Source organism: Klebsiella sp. JB_Kp004 (assembly GCF_040065795.1).
GTDB classification, from domain to species: Bacteria; Pseudomonadota; Gammaproteobacteria; order Enterobacterales; family Enterobacteriaceae; genus Klebsiella; species Klebsiella quasipneumoniae.
In genome coordinates, this window is record NZ_JBEAKW010000009.1 from 122,196 (window position 1) to 144,608 (window position 22,413).

The 22,413-nt window shown below is 58.6% G+C and carries 21 protein-coding genes; 5 read left to right on the top strand and 16 right to left on the bottom strand.

Features of this window, described 5'->3' with window-relative positions:
• Positions 1-95: 95 nt before the first annotated feature.
• On the bottom strand, positions 96-3,983 hold the full coding sequence (gene purL, locus ABLX76_RS11660; protein WP_289552732.1) for a phosphoribosylformylglycinamidine synthase: 3,888 nt from the start codon (positions 3,981-3,983) through the stop codon (positions 96-98).
• A gap of 175 nt (positions 3,984-4,158) precedes the next feature.
• Between purL and mltF the strand changes: the two genes are divergently transcribed.
• Positions 4,159-5,775 (top strand): membrane-bound lytic murein transglycosylase MltF, encoded by a 1,617-nt coding sequence (mltF, locus tag ABLX76_RS11665; RefSeq protein ID WP_032453733.1) that lies wholly within the window; start codon positions 4,159-4,161, stop codon positions 5,773-5,775.
• Here mltF and tadA read toward each other — a convergent pair.
• Positions 5,772-6,281, bottom strand: coding sequence for a tRNA adenosine(34) deaminase TadA (gene tadA, locus ABLX76_RS11670; protein ID WP_023290663.1), 510 nt, complete (start codon positions 6,279-6,281; stop codon positions 5,772-5,774). The genes mltF and tadA overlap by 4 nt on opposite strands.
• Before the next feature lie 62 nt (positions 6,282-6,343).
• Complete coding sequence (yfhb, locus tag ABLX76_RS11675) at positions 6,344-6,979, bottom strand: phosphatidylglycerophosphatase C (RefSeq protein WP_017900418.1); 636 nt, start codon at positions 6,977-6,979, stop codon at positions 6,344-6,346.
• A gap of 211 nt (positions 6,980-7,190) precedes the next feature.
• Here yfhb and ABLX76_RS11680 point away from each other — a divergent pair, with 211 nt between their 5' ends.
• On the top strand, positions 7,191-8,039 hold the full coding sequence (locus ABLX76_RS11680) for a MurR/RpiR family transcriptional regulator (RefSeq protein ID WP_023290664.1): 849 nt from the start codon (positions 7,191-7,193) through the stop codon (positions 8,037-8,039).
• Positions 8,040-8,095: 56 nt separating this feature from the next.
• Positions 8,096-8,356, top strand: coding sequence for a YfhL family 4Fe-4S dicluster ferredoxin (locus tag ABLX76_RS11685; RefSeq protein WP_023290665.1), 261 nt, complete (start codon positions 8,096-8,098; stop codon positions 8,354-8,356).
• A gap of 12 nt (positions 8,357-8,368) precedes the next feature.
• On the opposite strand, the gene acpS is transcribed toward ABLX76_RS11685, so the two are convergent.
• The 11 genes from acpS to rpoE all read right to left on the bottom strand — a co-directional run bounded on the left by acpS (position 8,369) and on the right by rpoE (position 17,738).
• Entirely contained in the window at positions 8,369-8,749 is a 381-nt protein-coding gene (acpS, locus tag ABLX76_RS11690; RefSeq protein ID WP_262963120.1) for a holo-ACP synthase, read from the bottom strand.
• Positions 8,749-9,480 (bottom strand): pyridoxine 5'-phosphate synthase, encoded by a 732-nt coding sequence (pdxJ, locus tag ABLX76_RS11695; RefSeq protein WP_004201834.1) that lies wholly within the window; start codon positions 9,478-9,480, stop codon positions 8,749-8,751. The genes acpS and pdxJ overlap by 1 nt, the downstream gene beginning before the upstream one ends.
• An 11-nt stretch (positions 9,481-9,491) precedes the next feature.
• Complete coding sequence (gene recO, locus ABLX76_RS11700; protein ID WP_002914062.1) at positions 9,492-10,229, bottom strand: DNA repair protein RecO; 738 nt, start codon at positions 10,227-10,229, stop codon at positions 9,492-9,494.
• Between the two features lie 11 nt (positions 10,230-10,240).
• Positions 10,241-11,146, bottom strand: coding sequence for a GTPase Era (era, locus tag ABLX76_RS11705; protein WP_023290667.1), 906 nt, complete (start codon positions 11,144-11,146; stop codon positions 10,241-10,243).
• Positions 11,143-11,823 carry a ribonuclease III gene (rnc, locus tag ABLX76_RS11710; protein WP_002914065.1) on the bottom strand — a complete coding sequence of 227 codons (681 nt, stop codon included), beginning with the start codon at positions 11,821-11,823 and terminating at the stop codon, positions 11,143-11,145. Before rnc ends, era begins: the two co-directional genes overlap by 4 nt.
• A 249-nt stretch (positions 11,824-12,072) precedes the next feature.
• Entirely contained in the window at positions 12,073-13,047 is a 975-nt protein-coding gene (gene lepB / locus ABLX76_RS11715; RefSeq protein ID WP_004201827.1) for a signal peptidase I, read from the bottom strand.
• A 15-nt stretch (positions 13,048-13,062) separates the two neighbouring features.
• Entirely contained in the window at positions 13,063-14,862 is a 1,800-nt protein-coding gene (lepA, locus tag ABLX76_RS11720) for a translation elongation factor 4 (protein WP_023290668.1), read from the bottom strand.
• Between the two features lie 185 nt (positions 14,863-15,047).
• Positions 15,048-15,527 carry a SoxR-reducing system protein RseC gene (gene rseC, locus ABLX76_RS11725; RefSeq protein ID WP_004201822.1) on the bottom strand — a complete coding sequence of 160 codons (480 nt, stop codon included), beginning with the start codon at positions 15,525-15,527 and terminating at the stop codon, positions 15,048-15,050.
• Positions 15,524-16,480: a sigma-E factor regulatory protein RseB gene (gene rseB / locus ABLX76_RS11730; protein ID WP_004201821.1), complete on the bottom strand. Its 957-nt coding sequence runs from the start codon at positions 16,478-16,480 to the stop codon at positions 15,524-15,526. The genes rseC and rseB overlap by 4 nt, the downstream gene beginning before the upstream one ends.
• Positions 16,480-17,130 carry an anti-sigma-E factor RseA gene (gene rseA / locus ABLX76_RS11735; protein WP_032453736.1) on the bottom strand — a complete coding sequence of 217 codons (651 nt, stop codon included), beginning with the start codon at positions 17,128-17,130 and terminating at the stop codon, positions 16,480-16,482. Before rseA ends, rseB begins: the two co-directional genes overlap by 1 nt.
• Positions 17,131-17,162: 32 nt before the next feature.
• Positions 17,163-17,738, bottom strand: a complete 576-nt coding sequence (gene rpoE, locus ABLX76_RS11740; RefSeq protein WP_002914074.1) for an RNA polymerase sigma factor RpoE — start codon at positions 17,736-17,738, stop codon at positions 17,163-17,165.
• A gap of 420 nt (positions 17,739-18,158) precedes the next feature.
• On the opposite strand from rpoE, the gene nadB reads away from it, so the two are divergent.
• Positions 18,159-19,778, top strand: a complete 1,620-nt coding sequence (nadB, locus tag ABLX76_RS11745) for an L-aspartate oxidase (RefSeq protein WP_023290670.1) — start codon at positions 18,159-18,161, stop codon at positions 19,776-19,778.
• Here the strand turns inward: nadB and ABLX76_RS11750 are convergent.
• On the bottom strand, positions 19,763-20,500 hold the full coding sequence (locus ABLX76_RS11750; RefSeq protein WP_048298029.1) for a tRNA1(Val) (adenine(37)-N6)-methyltransferase: 738 nt from the start codon (positions 20,498-20,500) through the stop codon (positions 19,763-19,765). The two genes, nadB and ABLX76_RS11750, sit on opposite strands and share 16 nt — an antisense overlap.
• Positions 20,501-20,632: 132 nt before the next feature.
• On the opposite strand from ABLX76_RS11750, the gene srmB reads away from it, so the two are divergent.
• A complete protein-coding gene (srmB, locus tag ABLX76_RS11755; RefSeq protein ID WP_032453738.1) occupies positions 20,633-21,964 on the top strand; it encodes an ATP-dependent RNA helicase SrmB in 1,332 nt (443 codons plus the stop codon).
• Between the two features lie 45 nt (positions 21,965-22,009).
• Here srmB and grcA read toward each other — a convergent pair whose 3' ends face one another.
• Positions 22,010-22,393: an autonomous glycyl radical cofactor GrcA gene (grcA, locus tag ABLX76_RS11760; RefSeq protein ID WP_080901514.1), complete on the bottom strand. Its 384-nt coding sequence runs from the start codon at positions 22,391-22,393 to the stop codon at positions 22,010-22,012.
• Positions 22,394-22,413: the final 20 nt, after the last annotated feature.

Here is a 22,413-nt window from a genome sequence, read left to right on the forward strand (position 1 = left end):
TTCCCGACACCCTGGCGTGCCGGCCGTCACAGATAAAAAAAAGCCCCCTGCCTGAGCAGGGGGCCGATACGTTCGCGAGACACGCTTCGGGAAGATTAACCCAGCTGTTTACGCGCGTTGCGGAAGATACGCATCCACGGGCTGTCTTCGCCCCAGTTTTCCGGGTGCCAGGAGTTGCTTACGGTGCGGAAGACGCGTTCCGGGTGCGGCATCATGATGGTCGCGCGCCCGCTTTCGCTGGTCACCGCGGTGATACCGTTCGGGGAACCGTTCGGGTTCGCCGGATAGGTTTCGGTCACTTTGCCGAAGTTGTCCACGAAGCGCAGCGCTACCAGACCTTTGCTCTCCAGCTGGGCCAGATGCGCGCTGTCGCGCACTTCCACCTGCCCTTCGCCGTGGGAGACCGCAATCGGCATCTGTGAGCCAACCATGCCTTCCAGCAGCAGAGACGGGCTTTGCGTCACTTCCACCAGGCTGAAGCGCGCTTCAAAGCGGTCAGACTGGTTGCGCACAAAGCGCGGCCACAGGTCGCTGCCCGGGATCAGCTCGCGCAGGTTGGACATCATCTGACAGCCGTTGCACACGCCGAGCGCCAGGGTCTGCGGACGATGGAAGAAGGTCGCGAACTCATCGCGCACGCGCTCGTTGAACAGAATCGACTTCGCCCAGCCTTCGCCTGCCCCCAGCACGTCGCCGTAGGAGAAGCCGCCGCAGGCCACCAGGGCATGGAAATCGCCCAGACCGGTGCGGCCCGCCAGCAGGTCGCTCATATGCACGTCGATGGCGTCAAAGCCGGCGCGATGGAAGGCTGCCGCCATTTCAACGTGAGAGTTCACCCCCTGCTCGCGCAGGACGGCCACTTTCGGACGCGCGCCGGTGGCAATGTAAGGCGCGGCGACGTCGTCATTAATATCAAACGAGAGCTTCACATTAAGGCCCGGATCGGCGTCGTTGGCTTTCGCCTCGTGCTCCTGATCGGCGCAGGCCGGGTTGTCGCGCAGACGCTGCATCTGCCAGGTGGTTTCCGCCCACCACATGCGCAGGGTGGTGCGGCTTTCGCTAAACACCGTCTGACCGCTGGCGGTCAGCACGAAGCGATCGCCCTCGACCGCTTTACCGAGGTAATGCACGCAGTCCGCCAGGCCGTTAACCGCCAGAATGGCTTCCACTGCCTCACGGTCTGCGGCGCGGACCTGAATCACCGCCCCCAGCTCTTCGTTGAACAGCGCCGCCAGACGGTCGTCGCCCAGCGCGGCGATATCCGCTTCCAGTCCACAGTGGCCGGTAAAGGCCATTTCCGCCAGGGTGACCAGCAGGCCGCCGTCGGAGCGGTCGTGGTAGGCCAGCAGTTTACGCTGCGCCACCAGGGCCTGAATCGCCTCCCAGAAGCCTTTCAGCTGCGCGACATCGCGCACGTCAGCCGGCTTGTCGCCGAGCTGGCGATAGACCTGCGCCAGCGCCGTCGCGCCCAGCGCGTTGTGCCCTTTACCGAGGTCGATCAGCAGCAGGGCGTTATCTTCCGTCGAGAGCTGCGGCGTGACGGTATGACGAACATCTTCGACACGAGCGAAGGCGGAGATCACCAGCGACAGCGGAGAGGTCATCTCACGCTGCTCGCTGCCTTCCTGCCAGCGGGTTTTCATCGACATTGAGTCTTTGCCGACCGGAATGGTCAGGCCCAGCGCCGGGCACAGCTCTTCGCCCACCGCTTTCACCGCCTCATACAGACCCGCGTCTTCGCCCGGGTGGCCGGCGGCGGCCATCCAGTTAGCCGACAGCTTCACGCGGTTCAGCTCGCCAATCTGCGTGGCGGCGATATTGGTCAGCGCTTCGCCAACCGCCAGACGGCCGGAGGCGGCGAAGTCCAGCAGAGCAACCGGGGCGCGCTCGCCCATCGCCATCGCTTCGCCGTAGTAGCTGTCGAGGCTGGCGGTGGTGACCGCGCAGTTGGCCACCGGGATCTGCCACGGGCCGACCATCTGGTCGCGGGCGACCATGCCGGTCACGGTGCGGTCGCCGATGGTCACGAGGAAGGTTTTCTCGGCCACCGTCGGCAGGTGCAGAACGCGATTAACCGCATCGGCGATGGTAATCGGTTGGCGATCCAGCGCGCTGCCCTGGGCTTTCAGGGTCTGCACGTCGCGGGTCATTTTCGGCGTTTTGCCAAGCAGGACGTCCAGCGGCAGATCGATCGGCTGATCGTTAAAGTGGCTGTCGCTCAGGCTCAGGTGCTGCTCGGCGGTGGCTTCGCCGATAACCGCATAAGGCGCGCGCTCGCGGCGGCACAGCTCGTCGAACAGCGGCAGTTGCTCCGGGGCGACCGCCAGGACATAACGTTCCTGCGATTCGTTACACCAGATCTCCAGCGGGCTCATGCCTGGCTCATCGCTCAGGATATCGCGCAGCTGGAATTTACCGCCGCGGCCGCCGTCGCTTACCAGCTCCGGCATGGCGTTGGAGAGACCGCCGGCGCCGACGTCGTGGATAAACAGGATCGGGTTGGCGTCGCCCAGCTGCCAGCAGCGGTCGATCACTTCCTGACAGCGACGCTCCATTTCCGGGTTGTCACGCTGGACGGAGGCGAAATCGAGGTCGGCATCGGACTGGCCGGAGGCCATGGAAGACGCCGCGCCGCCGCCGAGGCCGATGTTCATCGCCGGACCGCCCAGCACGATCAGCTTCGCGCCGACGGTAATCTCGCCCTTCTGCACGTGCTCGCCGCGGATGTTGCCGATACCGCCGGCCAGCATGATTGGTTTGTGGTAGCCGCGCAGCTCTTCACCGTTATGGCTGGTGACTTTCTCTTCATAGGTGCGGAAGTAGCCGTTCAGCGCCGGGCGACCAAATTCGTTGTTAAACGCCGCGCCGCCCAGCGGGCCTTCGGTCATGATGTCCAGGGCGGTGACGATGCGATCCGGCTTGCCGAAATCTTCTTCCCACGGCTGTTCGAAGCCCGGGATGCGCAGGTTGGAAACCGAGAAGCCCACCAGGCCCGCTTTCGGCTTCGCGCCGCGGCCGGTGGCGCCTTCATCGCGGATTTCGCCGCCGGAGCCGGTTGCCGCGCCCGGCCATGGGGAGATGGCCGTCGGGTGGTTATGGGTTTCCACCTTCATCAGAATGTGCGCCGGCTCCTGATGGAAGTCATAGCGTCCGGTCTGGTGGTCGGCAAAATAGCGCCCCACTTCAGACCCTTCCATCACCGCGGCGTTGTCTTTATAGGCCGACAGGACGTAGTCCGGCGTTTTTTCGAAGGTGTTTTTGATCATTTTGAACAGCGACTTCGGCTGCTGTTCGCCGTCGATGATCCAGTCGGCGTTGAAAATTTTGTGACGACAGTGCTCTGAGTTCGCCTGGGCGAACATATACAGCTCGATATCGTTCGGATTGCGTCCCAGACGGGTAAAGGCGTCCTGCAGGTAGTCAATTTCGTCATCTGCCAGCGCCAGCCCCAAACGGAGGTTGGCGTCAATCAGCGCCTGACGCCCTTCGCCCAAAAGGTCAACGCTGGTCACCGGCGTCGGCTGATGGTGAGCGAACAGCTTTTCGCCCGCTTCCAGCGCGTCGAAGACGCTCTCCATCATGCGGTCGTGCAGTTCCGCCGCCACCGCGGCCCACTGTGCTTCGGTCAGAGTCGAGGCTTCAACATAATACGCCACGCCGCGCTCCAGACGCACAACCTGAGCCAGGCCGCAGTTATGGGCGATATCGGTAGCTTTAGAAGACCAGGGAGAGATGGTGCCAGGGCGAGGGGTCACGAGCAGTAATTTACCGGTCGGGGTATGGCTGTTTAAGCTCGGGCCATACTTAAGCAGTCGCGCCAGGCGCTCGCGATCGTCAGCGCTCAGCGGGGCGTTCAGATCGGCAAAATGAATATACTCGGCATATATGGCGCTTACCGGAAGGTTGGCCGCCTGAAATCGTGCCAGCAGTTTATTAATACGGAATGCCGACAGTGCAGGTGAACCACGCAAAATTTCCATCATAAGTCTCTCGTCTTCGAAGCTTTCAGGGTGAGCCAGGGGGGGAAACGGGCGTCATTATAGTGAATCCTGCGCCCCGACGAAACCGTTTGCGTAGAAATAAAATCATTGATGCTGTTTATCAATAAATGTGACGTCCATCGCGAATAAGTTGCCAACTGGCGCATTCTTAAGCAGAATGCCGCTCATTCGACGACAACCTTGCGTTTTTTCCGGACATCGCCTGCTGAGGAACCTGAAGCTGCAGAAGATTAACGCGCTGAAAAAATTAAAGATTAATTATCTGCTTATCGGCATTGTCACCCTTTTGCTGGCGGCTGCCCTGTGGCCGTCGATCCCCTGGTCCGGTAAACCGGAGAACCGGGTGGCGGGCATTATCGCTCGCGGCGAGTTACGCATCAGCACCATCAACTCGCCGATGACCTTCGCCACCATGAACAATAAAACCTTCGGCCTGGACTACGAACTGGCGAAGCAGTTTGCCGACTACCTCGGCGTGACGCTTAAGATAACCGTCCGCCAGAACATCAGCCAGCTGTTTGACGACCTCGACGACGGTCAGGCCGATATGCTGGCCGCCGGGCTGGTCTATAACCAGGAGCGGGTGAAAAACTACCAGGCCGGCCCTGGCTACTACTCCGTTTCCCAACAGCTGGTCTATCGCGTCGGCAATACCCGGCCGCGCAGCCTCGCGGCGCTGACCGCCGAGCAGCTCGCCATCGCCCCGGGTCACGTGGCGATCAACGATCTCCAGGTACTGAAAGCGGAGAAATACCCGGATCTTGCCTGGCGCGTGGACGAAAAGCGCGGCACCACCGCGCTGATGCAGGCGGTGATTGACGGCAAACTCGATTACACCATCGCCGACTCGGTGGCCGTCAGCTTGTTTCAGCGCGTCCATCCGGAGCTGGCGGTAGCCCTTGATATCACCGACGAACAGCCGGTCACCTGGTTCAGCGCTCGGGACGACGATAATTCGCTGTCGGCGGCGATGCTTGATTTCTTCAACAATATTAATGAAGACGGCACCCTGGCGCGCCTGGAAGAGAAGTACCTCGGCCACGGCAACGATTTCGATTATGTCGATACCCGCACCTTCCTGCGCGCGGTGGAAAACATTCTTCCGGAGGTGCAGCCGCTGTTTGAAAAGTACGCCCGCGAGATCGACTGGCGCCTGCTGGCCGCCATCGCCTGGCAGGAATCCCACTGGGATCCGCAGGCCACCTCGCCTACCGGCGTGCGCGGCATGATGATGCTTACGCGTAATACGGCGCAGAGTCTGGGGCTGACTGACCGGACCGATGCGGCGCAGAGTATCGACGGCGGTATGCGCTATCTCCAGGATATGATGGATAAAGTGCCGGATTCGATCCCGAAAGATGAACGCATCTGGTTTGCGCTGGCCGCTTACAATATGGGCTATGCCCATATGCTGGACGCCATGGCGCTCACCCGCAAACAGAAAGGCAATCCCAACAGCTGGGCAGACGTTAAGCTGCGTTTACCCCTGCTGAGCCAGAAACCCTATTACAGCAAACTTAAATACGGCTATGCCCGCGGCCATGAGGCCTACGCCTATGTGGAAAACATCCGCAAATATCAGATAAGCCTTGTCGGCTATTTGTCAGAAAAGGAGCGCCAGCAGCAGCAAACGCTGGCCCTGGCGGAGGATTACCCGGCGGTGCTCCCCAATGAGCTCGAACAGCCGCAGGAGACCACCCTACCCTTTTTCAAGTTTCGCGCCGATAAACAGATGGATAATGCCCGGATGAAACTCCCCGGCCACCTGTATTAACTTTCCCCGTTCTGCTCCCGGGCTTTCTTCAGCGCTTTTTTCTCTTCCCGCCGCCAGCGGAAGAAGTCACTCAGCATGGCAGAGCAGGATCCCGCCAGCACGCCTTCGCTAATCTCAACCCGATGGTTCATTCCCGGGTGGTGCAGAACATCCATCAGTGAGCCGGCGGCGCCGGTCTTGGCATCCCTGGCGCCAAACACCAGGCGGGCGATACGGCTGTGCACCATCGCGCCCGCGCACATCACGCAGGGCTCGAGGGTCACGTACAGCGTGGCGTCGATCAGGCGATAGTTTTGCAGCACCAGCCCGCCCTGGCGTAAGGCCATAATTTCCGCATGGGCTGTGGGGTCGTGACGGCCTATCGGCCGGTTCCAGCCCTCGCCGATGACCTGATTGTTATGCACCAGCACCGCGCCCACCGGCACCTCGCCCTCTTCCCAGGCGCGCTTCGCCAGCGTCAGGGCATGACGCATCCAGTATTCATCATTGAGTTCGAGGTCAGACACAGCGGCCACTCCAGCAGAAAAAGCGGGGCGCATTATACATGGGAGCTATCAATTACACACTATTACTCCAGTTGCTGCAGCTCTCCCTGCGGGGTGACCCGCCAGCGATGCTGGCAAAAGCCGAGCAACGGGTTATCCTGCTCGCTATCGCTATAGCCGCTATACAGCTGCAGCGGAGCGCCAATCTTTTTCTCCAGCTGCACCACCTTTTCATGGCCCAGGCAGCGCAGGGTCAATACCCAGCCGCCCCAGCGGCGCGCGGTGCGGCTGGCTATCAGATTCACCCGCGGCAGCCAGAGGGTATCGCGATAGACCTGTTCCACCAGCGACTGCGGCGAGCCGGTGATCAACCAGACGTCGGCATCGGTACTGGTCAGGTAGGCCGTCAGCCGCGCATGAACCACCGGAAACGCCGTCACATGATGACGAAACCAGCCGACAAACTCCGCTTCCAGCCGCTTCAGTACCGCCTCGCGACGGCCAAAGGTTGACGCCCACAGCAGCAGGCTCATCGGCCAGCGCGCCGCCCGCCCGCACACCGCCAGCCCGGCAAGGATCGCCGGCCCCATCGCCACCACCAGCAGCAGGTTCAGCGGCAGATGGCGCAGCAGGTAGCGCAGAAAACTGCCGAACATATCCTGTTGATGCAAGGTTCCGTCCAGATCGAAAAACACCACTCTCCGTTCACTGTGCTGCAAACTGCCTCCTTCGCTCAGGATTCGCTTCTCGTTAGGGTAAGCTTAACAGTCTTATGCCATGAAGAGGGAAAACATCCCTGCCGTTAAGGAAGAATTAAATTAGCAGGCGAAGGAAAAATTGTGGCTTATGAATTTTTAATTCGTGGTATACCCCTTATAATCGAATAAAAATTCTGTCAGTCACGAGCCGGACGGCTCCAGCGGAGCTCCAATGAACTGTTTAACGCGTATTCGTCAGCGCTATCCCACCCTGGCGGCGAGCGACAAAAAGTTGGCCGATTTTATTCTGAGCCAACCCGATGACACCCGGCACCTCAGCTCGCAGCAGCTGGCGGTGGAAGCCGGTGTGAGTCAGTCCAGCGTGGTTAAATTTGCCCAGAAACTGGGGTTCAAAGGCTTTCCGGCGCTGAAGCTGGCGCTGAGTGAAGCGCTGGCCAGCAGCCCGGATCCGCACTCCGTTCCGGTACATAACCACATTCGCGGTGACGACCCGCTGCGTCTGGTGGGCGAGAAACTCATTAAAGACAATGTCGCCGCCATGCATGCCTCGCTGGACGTCAACACTGAAGAGACGCTGCGGGAAGCTGTCACGCTGCTGCGCAACGCCCGGCGGGTGATCGTCACCGGGATTGGCGCGTCCGGCCTGGTGGCGCGTAACTTTAGCTGGAAGCTGATGAAGATCGGCGTTAATGCTGTTTCGGAGCAGGATATGCACGCCCTGCTGGCGACGGTGCAGGCCATGTCCAGCGACGATCTGCTGCTGGCGATCTCTTACTCCGGCGAGCGTCGGGAGATCAATATGGCGGCCGGTGAAGCGCTGCGCGTGGGCTCCAGGATCCTGGCGATCACCGGCTTTAGCCCTAACGCCCTGCAGCAGCAGGCGACCCACTGCCTGTACACCATCGCCGAAGAGCAGGCGACGCGCAGCGCGGCCATCTCTTCCACCAGCGCGCAAATGATGCTCACCGACCTGCTGTTTATGGGGCTGGTGCAGCAGGATCTGGAGCGGGCGCCGGAGCGCATTCGCCATAGCGAAGCGCTGGTGAAAAAGCTGGTCTGAGCAGAAAATGGGCGTATAATGCCCGCCCTGTTTGTGTTGTTTCTGAGATTTTCCTGATGGCGCTGTTAATTACCAAAAAATGCATCAACTGCGATATGTGCGAGCCGGAGTGCCCTAATGAGGCCATTTCGATGGGTGACAGCATTTATGAAATTAACAGCGACCGCTGCACCGAATGCGTGGGCCATTACGACACGCCCACCTGCCAGAAGGTGTGCCCGATCCCAAATACCATTCTGAAAGATCCGGCACACGTCGAGAATGAAGAGCAGCTGTGGGATAAATTCGTCCTGATGCACCACGCGGATAAAATTTAACCGCTTCCCGGCTTAGCTTTCGACAATCACCGTGGCGCAGGCGTAATGGCGCTCATCGGCGAGCGTGACATGAATATGGCTCACCCCCTGTCGTTCCGCCAGCCGTTGCGCCTCACCCCATAGCCGCAGCTTCGGCTTGCCCAGCTCATCGTTGTAAACTTCGAACTGATTAAAGGCCAACCCGTTGCGGATCCCGGTCCCCAGCGCTTTCGCCGCTGCTTCCTTGACCGCAAAGCGTTTCGCCAGAAAACGCACCGGCTGCTGGTGCTGCTCCCAGATGCTCCATTCATGGTCGCTCAGCACCCGGCGGGCAAGGCGATCGCCGCTGCGGGCGATCACCGCCTCGATGCGGGCGATCTCGACGATGTCGGTACCCAGCCCGAGGATGGCCATTAGCCGCGCGCTTCCAGCATCAGACGTTTCATTTCCGCCACCGCCTCTTTCAGGCCGCTCATTACCGCCCGGCCAATAATCGCGTGGCCGATATTCAGCTCATGCATTTCCGGCAGCGCAGCAATCGCCTTCACGTTGTGATAGGTCAGACCGTGACCCGCATTGACCTTCAGGCCGAGGCTGGCGGCGTAGGTGGCCGCTTTGGCAATACGTTCCAGCTCCTTCGCCTGCTCAGCGTCGGTTTTAGCATCGGCATAGCAGCCGGTGTGGATTTCGATATAGGGCGCGCCAACGTCCGCTGCCGCTTTGATCTGCGCTTCATCCGCATCGATAAACAGGGAGACCAGGATGCCGGCATCCGCCAGGCGTTGACAGGCATCACGCATCTTGTCGCGCTGGCCGGCCACGTCCAGTCCGCCTTCGGTGGTCACTTCCTGACGCTTCTCCGGCACCAGGCAGCAGAAATGCGGTTTGGTTTCGCAGGCGATCGTCAGCATCTCTTCGGTGACCGCCATTTCAAGATTCATGCGGGTGTGCAGCGTCTGGCGCAGGATACGCACATCGCGATCGGTGATATGGCGGCGGTCTTCGCGCAGATGCACGGTTATGCCGTCGGCGCCGGCCTGTTCGGCAATGAAAGCCGCCTGAACCGGATCCGGGTAAGCGGTGCCGCGGGCGTTACGCAAGGTCGCGATATGGTCAATATTGACCCCTAACAGTAATTCAGCCATGACAATCCTCGTTAATCATTATTCGTATTATCCGCTCGCGCCTTTCGCGCGGGCATAAACTGGCGAAACAATTCCCGGCTCTTGAGCGGTTTGCCGCCGAGATAGGGCTTCAGGGCGATACGGGTAAAGCGCTTCGCGGCGCGTAACGTATCAACATCAGGAAACTCGCGACTCGCCAACGCTTTCAAATGGTGCCCGGTAAACGTGTTGTTATCAATCACCAGGCTGGCAATAAAGCCTTTTTCTTCGCGATAGCGGTAGGTCATGGTGTCGTCCACCGGCTCGCCGCTCCCGGCACAGTGGAGAAAATCCACGCCATAGCCCAGATGCCCGAGCAGCGCCAGCTCAAAGCGCCGCAGCGCAGGCTCCGGCGAACCGCTGGCCCCGGCGAGCGCCTGAATGCAGTGCAGGTAGTCAAAAAAGAGTTCGGAGAAGCGCGTTTCGTGCTCAAGCACGCGGGAGATAAGCTCGTTAACGTAAAGACCGCTGTAGAGGGTGATGCCGCTGAGTGGCAGCGCCAGCGAGACAGCTTCCGCGCTGCGCAGGGTTTTGACTTCGCCGCGGCCGCCGAAGCGAACCAGCAAGGGGGTAAAGGGCTGTAAAGCGCCTTTAAGATTCGAGCGTTTGGAGCGTGCGCCCTTGGCAACCAGGCGCACGCGACCGGATTCTTCCGTGAAGACGTCCAGCATCAGGCTGGTTTCGCTCCACGGTCGGCTATGCAGGACAAAGGCGCGCTGCCATCCATCCACGTTGCGTTAACTCAGAGGTCGTCAACATAACCGAGACTGCGCAGGGCGCGCTCGTCATCGGCCCAGCCGGATTTCACTTTGACCCACAGCTCGAGGTGGACCGGCGCTTCAAACATCTCCTGCATGTCCTTACGCGCTTCGATGCCGATGGTTTTGATTTTGGCGCCTTTGTTGCCAATCACCATCTTCTTCTGCCCTTCACGCTCGACAAGGATCAGGCCGTTGATGTCGTAACCGCCACGCTCGTTGGTCACGAAACGTTCGATTTCCACGGTGACGGAGTACGGTAGCTCAGCGCCGAGGAAACGCATCAGTTTTTCACGGATGATTTCGGAGGCCATAAAGCGCTGGGAACGGTCGGTAATATAATCTTCCGGGAAGTGGTGGATCGCTTCCGGCAGATGCTTACGCACGATCGACGCAATGGTGTCGACGTTGGTCCCCGTTTCCGCCGACATCGGCACGATATCAAGGAAGTTCATCTGGCTGGCGAGGAACTGCAGATGCGGTAACAGATCCGCTTTTTCCTGCACGTTATCCACTTTGTTGACCGCGAGGATCACCGGCGCTTTGGCGTCGCGCAGCTTGTTGAGCACCATCTCGTCGTCCTGAGTCCAGCGGGTGCCTTCCACCACGAAGATGACCAGCTCAACATCGCCAATAGAGCTGCTGGCCGCTTTGTTCATTAAGCGGTTAATGGCGCGCTTTTCTTCCATATGCAGGCCCGGGGTATCGACGTAAATCGCCTGATACGGCCCTTCGGTATGGATGCCGACGATGCGGTGACGGGTGGTCTGCGCTTTACGGGAGGTGATCGAGATCTTCTGCCCAAGCAGCTTATTCAACAGCGTGGATTTGCCAACGTTTGGACGACCCACGATGGCGACAAACCCACAATAACTTTTTTCTTCGCTCATTCCAGCTCCAGCTTTTTCAGCGCCTGTTCGGCGGCAGCCTGCTCCGCCTTACGACGGCTGGAACCTGTGCCAACCACCGGTTCACTCAGGCCACTGACCTGGCAGTGGATAGTAAATTCCTGATCGTGCGCTTCGCCGCGCACCTGGACTACCAGGTAGGACGGCAGCGGCAGATGACGACCCTGCAGATACTCCTGCAGACGCGTCTTCGGATCCTTTTGCTTATCGCCCGGGCTGATTTCGTCCAGACGAGTCTGGTACCAGGAGAGGATTAAGCGTTCAACGTTCTGAATATCACTGTCGAGGAAAACCCCGCCAATTAACGCTTCAACGGTGTCCGCGAGAATCGATTCGCGACGGAAACCGCCGCTTTTCAGTTCACCCGGCCCGAGGCGCAAGCATTCGCCCAGTTCAAACTCGCGGGCGATTTCCGCCAGCGTGTTGCCGCGCACCAGCGTCGCGCGCATACGGCTCATGTCGCCTTCATCCACGCGAGGAAAGCGATGATACAGCGCATTAGCGATCACGAAACTTAAAATGGAGTCGCCTAAAAATTCCAGGCGCTCATTATGTTTGCTGCTGGCACTGCGGTGAGTTAATGCCTGTTGCAACAGCTCCTGATGATGAAAAGTGTAGCCCAGCTTTCGTTGAAGCCGATTAATTACGATGGGGTTCATGCGTTACCAATAAATGAATGCGTCAAAGATGCAGCACACGAAACCGACCTGAGCATACGCTTCAAACAGTAAGTTGAAACAGATCAATACGCTTTCGTGTGCAGTGTCACCCGGCAGAGCGACAACCAAAAACTTCGGGGGGATATTCTATACGCAACGACACGGGATGTCGTTAGTTTGAATGGATTTAAATACTAAATAATTCGCGCCGCTGCGATAACAGCAGCGGCGTGAATTCAGCAGATGAAATTAATGAATTCCACCAATGCGCGATAACCGCACGCCGGTCGGCCATTCACCTTCCTGCTTTTCAAAACTCATCCAGATAGCGGTGGCCTTCCCGACCAGGTTTGCTTCCGGCACAAAGCCCCAGTAACGGCTGTCGGCGCTGTTATCCCGGTTGTCGCCCATCATGAAGTACTGACCCGGCGGCACAATCCAGGTGGCCAGCGGCAGACCACTCTGATGGTAATACATGCCAGCCTGATCCTGAGCAATCGGCACCATCAGAATACGATGCGTGACGTCGCCCAGCGTCTCCTGACGCTCGGTGAGGCGAATGCCGTCGGCTTTGGTTTCGCCCTTCGGCAGCTGCCAGAAACCGCTGCTCGCTTCGCCGCCGTTGCTGCGGGAGAAGGTCTGAACGAAATCGCTCGGCTCCACGTTGGAGTAAGTCACCGGCAGCGCGTTGCCGCAGGCCTGTCCGGAGCTGCAGCCCGGCTGAATGGTGACCTGCTTGGCAATCGGATCGTAGGTGACTTTATCCCCCGGGAGCCCCACCGCGCGCTTGATGTAGTCCAGGCGCGGGTCTTCCGGATATTTAAACACCACGATGTCGCCGCGCTTCGGATGACCCGTCTCGATCAGCGTTTTCTGGTAGATAGGATCTTTAATGCCGTAGGCAAATTTCTCCACCAGGATGAAATCGCCAATCAGCAGAGTCGGCATCATCGAACCTGACGGGATCTGGAACGGCTCATAAATGAATGAACGTACCACCAGAACGATCGCCAGCACCGGGAAAACCGATGCGCCGGTTTCCAGCCAGCCCGGTTTCGGGCCGACTTTCTTCAACGTCTTTTTGTCCAGCTGCTCGCCGGTCGCTGCCTGAGCAGCGGCCTGACGCTCACGACGTTTCGGTGCAAAAATGAACTTGTCCAGGCACCATAAAACGCCCGTCACCAGGGTTGCAATCACCAGGATCAGGGCAAACATGTTCGCCATGCCAACTCCTTAGGGTTATTTGCCGTCTTTACCAACGTGCAGAATGGCGAGGAACGCTTCCTGCGGCAGTTCAACGTTACCGACCTGCTTCATACGCTTCTTACCTTCTTTCTGCTTCTGCAGCAGCTTTTTCTTACGGCTGACGTCACCGCCGTAGCATTTCGCCAGCACGTTTTTACGCAGCTGTTTCACGGTAGAACGCGCAATGATGTGGTTGCCGATGGCCGCCTGAATCGCGATGTCGAACTGCTGACGCGGAATAAGATCTTTCATCTTTTCCACCAGCTCGCGACCGCGATACGGCGCGTTATCGTTGTGGGTGATCAGCGCCAGCGCATCGACGCGCTCGCCGTTGATCAGAACATCGACGCGTACCATGTTCGACGCCTGGAAGCGTTTGAAGTTGTAGTCCAGCGACGCATAGCCGCGGGAGGTAGACTTCAGACGGTCGAAGAAGTCGAGCACCACTTCCGCCATCGGGATTTCGTAGGTCAGCGCCACCTGTTTACCGTGGTAAACCATGTTGGTCTGCACGCCACGCTTCTCCACGCACAGGGTGATCACGTTGCCGAGGAACTCCTGCGGCAGCAGCATGTGACACTCGGCGATCGGCTCACGCAGCTCCTGAATATTATTCAGCGGCGGCAGCTTGGACGGGCTGTCGACGTAGATAACTTCTTTGGAGGTGGTCTCCACTTCGTAAACTACCGTCGGCGCGGTGGTGATCAGGTCAAGATCGTATTCACGCTCCAGACGCTCCTGAATGATCTCCATGTGCAGCAGGCCGAGGAAGCCGCAGCGGAAGCCGAAGCCCAGCGCGGTAGAACTTTCCGGCTCGTAGAACAGAGAGGCGTCGTTGAGGCTCAGTTTGCCCAGCGCGTCGCGGAAAGCTTCATAATCATCGGAGCTCACCGGGAACAGGCCGGCATACACCTGCGGTTTCACCTTCTTAAAGCCAGGCAGCGCTTTGTCTGCCGGGTTGCGGGCGGCGGTCAGGGTATCGCCCACCGGCGCGCCAAGGATGTCTTTGATCGCGCAGACCAGCCAGCCTACCTCGCCGCATTTCAGCTCGGTACGGTCAACCTGTTTCGGCGTGAAGATGCCCAGACGGTCGGCGTTATAGACCTGGCCGGTACTCATGACCTTGATCTTGTCGCCCTTGCGCATGGTGCCGTTTTTAATTCGTACCAGCGACACTACGCCGAGGTAGTTATCGAACCAGGAGTCGATAATCAGCGCCTGCAGCGGCGCGTCCGGATCGCCTTCCGGCGGCGGAATATCGCGCACCAGACGCTCCAGCACCTCGGTCACGCCGACGCCGGTTTTCGCCGAGCAGCGCACCGCGTCGTGGGCGTCGATCCCGACGATATCTTCAATTTCGTCCGCTACGCGCTCAGGGTCGGCCGCAGGCAGGTCGATCTTGTTGAGTACCGGAACGACCTCCAGGTCCATCTCCATCGCGGTGTAGCAGTTGGCCAGGGTCTGGGCTTCTACGCCCTGCCCGGCGTCAACCACCAGCAGCGCGCCTTCGCACGCGGCGAGGGAACGGGAAACTTCATAAGAGAAGTCCACGTGGCCCGGGGTGTCGATAAAGTTCAGCTGATAGGTCTCACCGTCGTTGGCCTTATAGTCCAGGGTGACGCTCTGCGCCTTGATGGTGATCCCGCGTTCGCGCTCAAGATCCATGGAGTCCAGAACCTGGGCTTCCATTTCACGATCAGAAAGGCCACCGCAAATCTGGATGATACGGTCAGACAGCGTCGACTTACCGTGGTCGATGTGAGCGATGATCGAAAAGTTACGTATATTCTTCATATTTAGAGTTAATTATGCCTTACGAGTATCATGAGGCCGCTGTACTGTGCCTGACGTTTTTTAATCCGAAAACGCCGCATTCTACACTACATCCTTGAAACCAGGAAATGCTGTTAGATCCAGCATAACCGCAGAAATTGTGGCGTTGTAACAGGAAGGGTAAATAAAGATAAGGGCCAGTGAAATCACTGACCCATGTCGGAGGAAGGCGTTTCGATACGCACCAGATCCGGCGGCAACGCGACGCTCAGAATCACCGGCTGCCACGACTGGCGCGCTGCCAGCTGCGGCGACAGACCGCGCGCCACCAGAAACCCGCCGACGCCGCCCAGCAGCGCGCCGCACAGCGAAGCGATATCGCTGGCAAACAGCACCTGGAAAATCGACGCCATCACAAACAGACCCACCAGCGGCGCCATGTAGACCAACAGCGCCGAACCCAGCAGACTGCTCTCGGCGATCCCCAGCTCCACTTTTTGCCCCGCCGTCAACGGCTGCTCGCAGGGCACGCTGATGGTATGGCTGGTCTGCGGCCCCAGCTTGTTTAATACCCGGCTGCCGCAGCCGGCGCGGGAGGCGCAACTGCTGCAGGAGGCTTTAACGTCGCAGTGCACCTGCGCCACGCCGTTATGCCAGGAAACCACGGTGGCCCACTCTTTGATCATTGTACTGCCTTGAATTTAATGCTGTCTGAGATACGCTTCGCCGTCTGCGGCGGCAGTTCGCCCACCACGGTGATCTCCGCGTTATCGCGTACCGTCGTGCTGACGGTGCGTCGGCCGGTGCGCAACAGCTGGTCGCTGCTGGCCGCGGTGGCGCGGTTGATATTGATCGAGAAGCTGAACAAGCCGTCGGAATAGAGACGTGATTCTACCGGACCATCAAAGGTGGGCAGACGACGCTGGCTGCTGGAGACCTCAGTCATGCCCTGCGGGAGCCACGTTGGCGCCCAGTTGAAGTTGGCTTTGTCGCCCCCTTCAGGCACCGACAGCTGCGGCGGCAAATTCGCTTTCGCCAGCGTCTCCATGCTGGCGCTGACGTTATCGCCAACGTTGAAAGAGACGACCCGGAACTGCTCCAGCGTTTCACCGTCGCGGTCGAGCAAATCGACGCGCAGCGGCAGCTTGGTCTCAGCGTCCAGCCAGGCGATAAAGCTATAGCGCGTGCCGTCGCGAGCCACGACGCGGATCACGTCGCAGAGACGGTCGGCGATACGGGTACGGCCCACGGAGATAAAATCATAGGCTGCGCTGAGACGTTTGAAATCGCTGTAAACCAACGACGGCAGCGAATCGACGATATAGTCGCCGTTCAGGGTGAACGGATCGAGGCCGGGTTCAAAATAGCTGATTTCCGTACCGCGCAGGACCACTTCCCGGCGCGGACCGTCCAGCTGCAGAAGCTGCGCCAGCGGTTGATTGTTCAGTCGCGCATGACGATAGCGCAGCGACTCAACGCCTTGTTTGCTGATGCTGACGAAAGACAGCTCATAATTGAGGGACTGGCTGGCCAGGTTCATCTGCTGCAACAACGCCCCGGACGATGTATCAGCCGAGGCGTTGACAGAGAACAACAGACTGCCTGCCATGAGCGACATGGCACACCAAAGTTGCTTCATTACTGCGATTGCGTTCCTAAAGTTTGATAACCCGGCACCTGGACTGCGGCCTGCTGAGTCTGGGCCTGGCCAAACTGAAGCTGCTCAGCGTGCAGGCGGCGCTGCAGTTCGTAGTCCTGCAGCATGGCGTTAATCCGCCGACGCTGTTCCTGGACCTGAGCCTGCTGGCCGCTACCTGCTGATACGTCAGCCGGTACGCCAAGGCTTACCGGGCTCGCTTTACCCATCATCGGCAGCGTATTGAACACCGGCGCCTCTGGCTGCTGAGCGGCATCAGACTGCCCATTATAGTGCTGGACGCCGACGATAACCGCAAGCGATACGCAGGCGGCAACGCCCATCTGGGTCAGTGAGCTGGCCCACGGACGCACTTTGTTCCAGAACGGCATCTGCCGCCACTGGTGCGGTGCGGGCTGAGATTCAGGAATAAGCGGCGCCGTCTGACGAACGGGCTCATTTTCAATGGCGGCCATCACCCGGGCGGAGATATCAAATTGCAGCACCTCTGCGGTATCGCCACGCAGCGTATCGCGGATAAGGTGATAACTCTCCCAGGTTTTTTGCATCTCAGAAGAACGACTCAGCTCGTTGAGCAGTTCGTTATCCAGCGTTTCACCATCCATTAAAGCCGAAAGTTTTTCTTTCTGCATGCCTGATACCCTTTTCCAGTATTCCGCTATCGTCAACGCCTGATAAGCGGTTGAACTTTATTATCAATAGCTTCTCGCGCCCGGAAGATACGCGAACGCACCGTCCCAACCGGACAATCCATGATAGCGGCTATCTCTTCATAGCTTAGGCCATCCAGCTCCCGTAACGTAATTGCCATGCGTAAATCTTCCGGAAGCGATTCAATGGTACGAAAAACTATTTGTCTCAGTTCTTCTGACAACATTAAGTTCTCAGGGTTCGAAATTTCTTTCAACGCCCCGCCGCTTTCGAAGTTTTCCGCCTCGTTGGCGTCAACATCGCTGGACGGCGGACGGCGTCCCTGAGCAACCAGATAATTCTTCGCCGTATTGACGGCGATACGGTATAACCAGGTGTAAAAAGCGCTATCTCCCCGGAAAGAGTCCAGCGCACGCCATGCCTTAACGAACGATTCCTGAACGACGTCAGCGATATCGCCCGGCGGTACATAGCGGGAAACCAGGCTCGCGACCTTATGCTGATAGCGCACTACCAGCAAATTAAACGCTTTCTGATCTCCTTTCTGGACCCGTTCAACAAGGACCTGATCCGTTAACTGCTCGCTCATCCGAGGTAATGTCTCCCCAAACCCAATTCCCATGCGTCTTCAAAACACCACCCAAAATCTGCATTATGAGCAAGCTGACTCTTGGAGTGTATGAAAACAATAAAGTTCCGTTACGCTTTTGTTTTTTGTCTGGCAACGGCGGCAGATCGTTATCAATCATTATATGCCCAGGTTGCTAAACGATAGGTTAGTCAATAAGAAAAAGCGCAGGCCCGTCTGAAGGGTATCGTAACACGGCGTTTATTTCACTATAAAATCCAATGCTATCAACCTGCCACGCGTCTCATTTTCGCCGTGCTCCAGACCGTTTCCGCTCGCCTGCTGTTTAGCCGTCACAACGCCAGTTAAAAAAAATTGTACGATTCCTCACGAGCTGGTGCTATTGTGAGCTAAATGTGTTTAGTAAATTAAACAAAGACGATGAATACCACTCCTGACTTCTCTTGTGATGTGTTGATTATCGGCAGCGGCGCTGCCGGCCTCTCTCTTGCGCTGCGCCTGGCAGAGCACAGTTCGGTGACGGTGTTGAGCAAAGGGCCGATCAGCGAAGGTTCGACGTTCTATGCGCAGGGCGGGATTGCCGCCGTCTTCGACGAGACCGACAGTATTGAATCCCATGTCGAAGATACCCTGATCGCCGGCGCAGGGTTATGCGATCGCCATGCGGTCACCTTCGTCGCCAGCAACGCCAGACCATGCGTCCAGTGGCTTATCGATCAGGGCGTATTGTTTGACACCCAGGTCCAGGCCAATGGCGAAGAGAGCTATCATCTCACGCGCGAAGGGGGCCACAGCCATCGGCGCATTCTTCACGCCGCCGACGCTACCGGCAAAGCGGTGGAGACGACGCTGGTCGATAAAGCCCTCGCCCATCCCAATATCCGCATCCTTGAGCGCAGCAATGCCGTCGACTTGATCGTATCGGATAAGATTGGCCTGCCGGGCACGCGCCGGGTGGTCGGGGCATGGATCTGGAACCGCAATAAAGAGCGCGTGGAAACCTGCAGCGCGAAGGCGGTGGTACTCGCCACCGGCGGAGCCGCCAAGGTTTATCAATACACCACTAACCCCGACGTCTCTTCCGGAGACGGTATCGCGATGGCCTGGCGGGCGGGCTGCCGGGTGGCGAATCTGGAATTCAACCAGTTTCACCCCACCGCGCTGTATCATCCGCAGGCGCGCAATTTCCTGCTGACCGAAGCGCTGCGCGGCGAAGGCGCCCACCTTAAACGCCCGGACGGCACCCGCTTTATGCCGGACTTTGACGAACGCGGCGAGTTGGCCCCACGCGATATCGTCGCCCGCGCCATCGATCATGAGATGAAGCGCCTTGGCGTTGACTGTATGTTCCTTGATATCAGCCATAAACCCGAGGCGTTTGTTCGCCAGCACTTCCCGATGATTTACGAAAAGCTGCTCGGTCTGGGAATTGATTTAACCAAAGATCCGGTGCCGGTCGTCCCTGCCGCGCATTACACCTGCGGCGGCGTGATGGTGGATGATAATGGCCGCACCGACGTCGATGGGTTATACGCCATCGGCGAAGTCAGCTATACCGGGCTGCACGGCGCGAACCGTATGGCCTCGAACTCGCTGCTGGAGTGTCTGGTTTACGGCTGGTCCGCCGCAGAAGATATTGCCCGTCGCCTGCCGCTGGCCCAGAAGGTCAGCACCCTGCCGGCGTGGGATGAAAGTCAGGTGGAGATCCCGGATGAACTGGTGGTTATCCAGCATAACTGGCACGAGCTGCGCCTGCTGATGTGGGACTACGTGGGGATTGTGCGCACCACCCGCAGGCTGGAGCGCGCCCTGCGGCGCATTACCATGCTGCAGCAGGAGCTGGATGAGTATTACGCCCGCTTCCGCGTCTCGAATAATCTGCTGGAGCTGCGCAATCTGGTGCAGGTGGCGGAACTTATCGTACGCTGCGCGATGTTGCGCAAAGAGAGCCGGGGACTGCATTACACCCTCGACTATCCGCAGCCGCTGCCGAACAGCGGTCCGTCGATATTGTCGCCCCTGGCTCACATAAAGAGATAAAAATCCTCGGTCAGAGCGGTAAAGCCTTCTGAATACTGCTGCTCTGGCCCGCGGATCGCCAGCCTGTCGCTGAAACACTCCCCCGCCGTCGGGGAGAAAGCCAGCAGCACCCGATGCGGCGGCCGCATCTCGGTCTCCGCCACGTCAGTGCGCAGTCGCAGGTGCCAGCCCATCGCGGTTGCCCGTTCGATAAACGCATTTCCGATATCTACCGGCAGCACCACGCAAAAAAAGCCTTCTTCGGTGATATGCTCAGCGGCACAGGTCAGCAGAGAAGCGTGATCGAGCGTCGTGGTATACCGCGCCTGCTCCCGCTGCGAGGTGGCGCAAGGCACCCCTTCCGCAAAAAAGGGCGGGTTACTGATTATCAGTTGATAGCGTCGGGTCTGCGGCGGCTGCCACTGATGAATATCGGCCTGACAGACCTCAACCCGCGAAGCCCATGGCGACGCAAGGGCATTTTCCTGCGCCTGGGCGGCGGCCTCCTCATCCAGTTCGACCGCATCGACACGCACATCATCGCCGGTACGCTGCGCGAGCATTAGCGCCAGCAGGCCGCTGCCGGCGCCAATATCCAGCACATGTTTCACCCCGGCAATCGGCGCCCAGGCGCCGAGCAAAATGCCGTCGGTACCCACCTTCATCGCGCAACGATCGTGAGCGACAAAAAACTGTTTGAAGGTAAAACCATTGCGCGGCAGCGCAAACTTCGACTGAGACATCCTCAATAACCTTGCCGACAAAAAACTCCTGAACGTAAGGCTATGCACAATACCGGAGAACAGATAGCCTTACAAACAGATGAACATTACGTCAGTAACGTCTATAATCGGCGGCCCACTCAGAGGTAGAACATGACTGTAACGACTTTTTCCGAACTTGAACTCGACGAAAACCTGCTGGAAGCCCTCCAGGATAAAGGTTTCACTCGCCCGACAGCCATTCAGGCCGCCGCTATTCCGCCTGCGCTCGATGGCCGTGACATTCTCGGTTCAGCGCCGACCGGCACCGGTAAAACGGCGGCGTATCTGCTGCCAGCGTTGCAGCACCTGCTCGATTTCCCGCGTAAGAAATCCGGCCCGCCGCGTATTCTTATCCTGACGCCGACCCGTGAGCTGGCGATGCAGGTGGCTGACCACGCCCGCGAGCTGGCGAAGCATACCCATCTGGATATCGCCACCATTACCGGCGGCGTAGCCTACATGAACCACGCGGAAGTGTTCAGCGAAAACCAGGACATCGTGGTCGCCACCACTGGTCGCCTGCTGCAGTATATAAAAGAAGAGAACTTCGACTGCCGCGCCGTCGAGACCCTGATCCTCGATGAAGCCGACCGCATGCTGGACATGGGCTTTGCGCAGGATATCGAAACCATCGCCGGTGAAACCCGCTGGCGCAAGCAGACCATGCTGTTCTCCGCGACGCTGGAAGGCGATGCGATCAAAGACTTCGCTGAGCGCCTGCTGGAAGAGCCGGTTGAAGTTTCCGCTACCCCGTCGACTCGCGAGCGTAAGAAAATCCATCAATGGTACTATCGCGCGGACGATATCGAACATAAGACCAGGCTGCTGGTGAATCTGCTGCAACAGCCGGAAGCTACCCGCGCTATCGTCTTTGTGCGCAAGCGCGAGCGCGTGCATGAGCTGGCCAACTGGCTGCGTGAAGCGGGGATTAACACCTGCTGGCTGGAGGGCGAGATGGTGCAGGCCAAGCGTAACGAAGCCATTAAGCGTCTGACCGACGGCCGCGTAAACGTGCTGATCGCCACCGACGTCGCCGCCCGCGGTATCGATATTCCGGACGTCAGCCACGTCTTTAACTTCGATATGCCGCGCACCGCCGACATCTATCTGCACCGTATCGGTCGTACCGGCCGTGCAGGTAAGAAAGGCACCGCGATTTCGCTGGTTGAAGCGCACGATCACCTGCTGCTGGGCAAGATCGGCCGCTACGTTGAAGAACCGCTGAAAGCTCGCGTGATTGATGAATTGCGACCAAAAACCCGCGCGCCAAGCGAGAAGTTGACCGGTAAGCCATCGAAGAAAGTGCTGGCGAAACGCGCCGAGAAAAAAGAGAAAGAAAAAGAGAAGCCGCGGGTGAAGAAGCGCCACCGCGATACGAAAAATATCGGTAAGCGCCGGAAGCCAAGCGCGACCGGGACGCCATCAGCGTCGAGCGAAGAGTAAAAAAAACGCCGGGATATCCCGGCGTTTTCACATCTGGCGTTAGCCTTACAGGCTTTCGGTAAAGGTACGAGCGATAACGTCGCGCTGCTGTTCCGGGGTCAGGGAGTTGAAGCGTACCGCGTAGCCGGAAACACGAATGGTCAGCTGCGGGTATTTTTCCGGATGCTCAACCGCGTCCAGCAGGGTTTCGCGACGCAGCACGTTAACGTTCAGGTGCTGACCGCCTTCCACGCGAACTTCTGGTTTCACGTCTACCGGGATTTCACGGTATTCGATTTCACCCAGTTTGCTGACTTCCACCACGTCATCTTCCGCAAAACCACCTTTGGCGCACAGGCAACGCGCTTCGCCTTTTTCGCTATCCAGCAGCCAGAAAGAGTTCAGCAGGTCGTCGTTTGCCGCTTTAGTAATTTGGATACCAGTAATCATTTGATGCCTCCCAGGCAGTG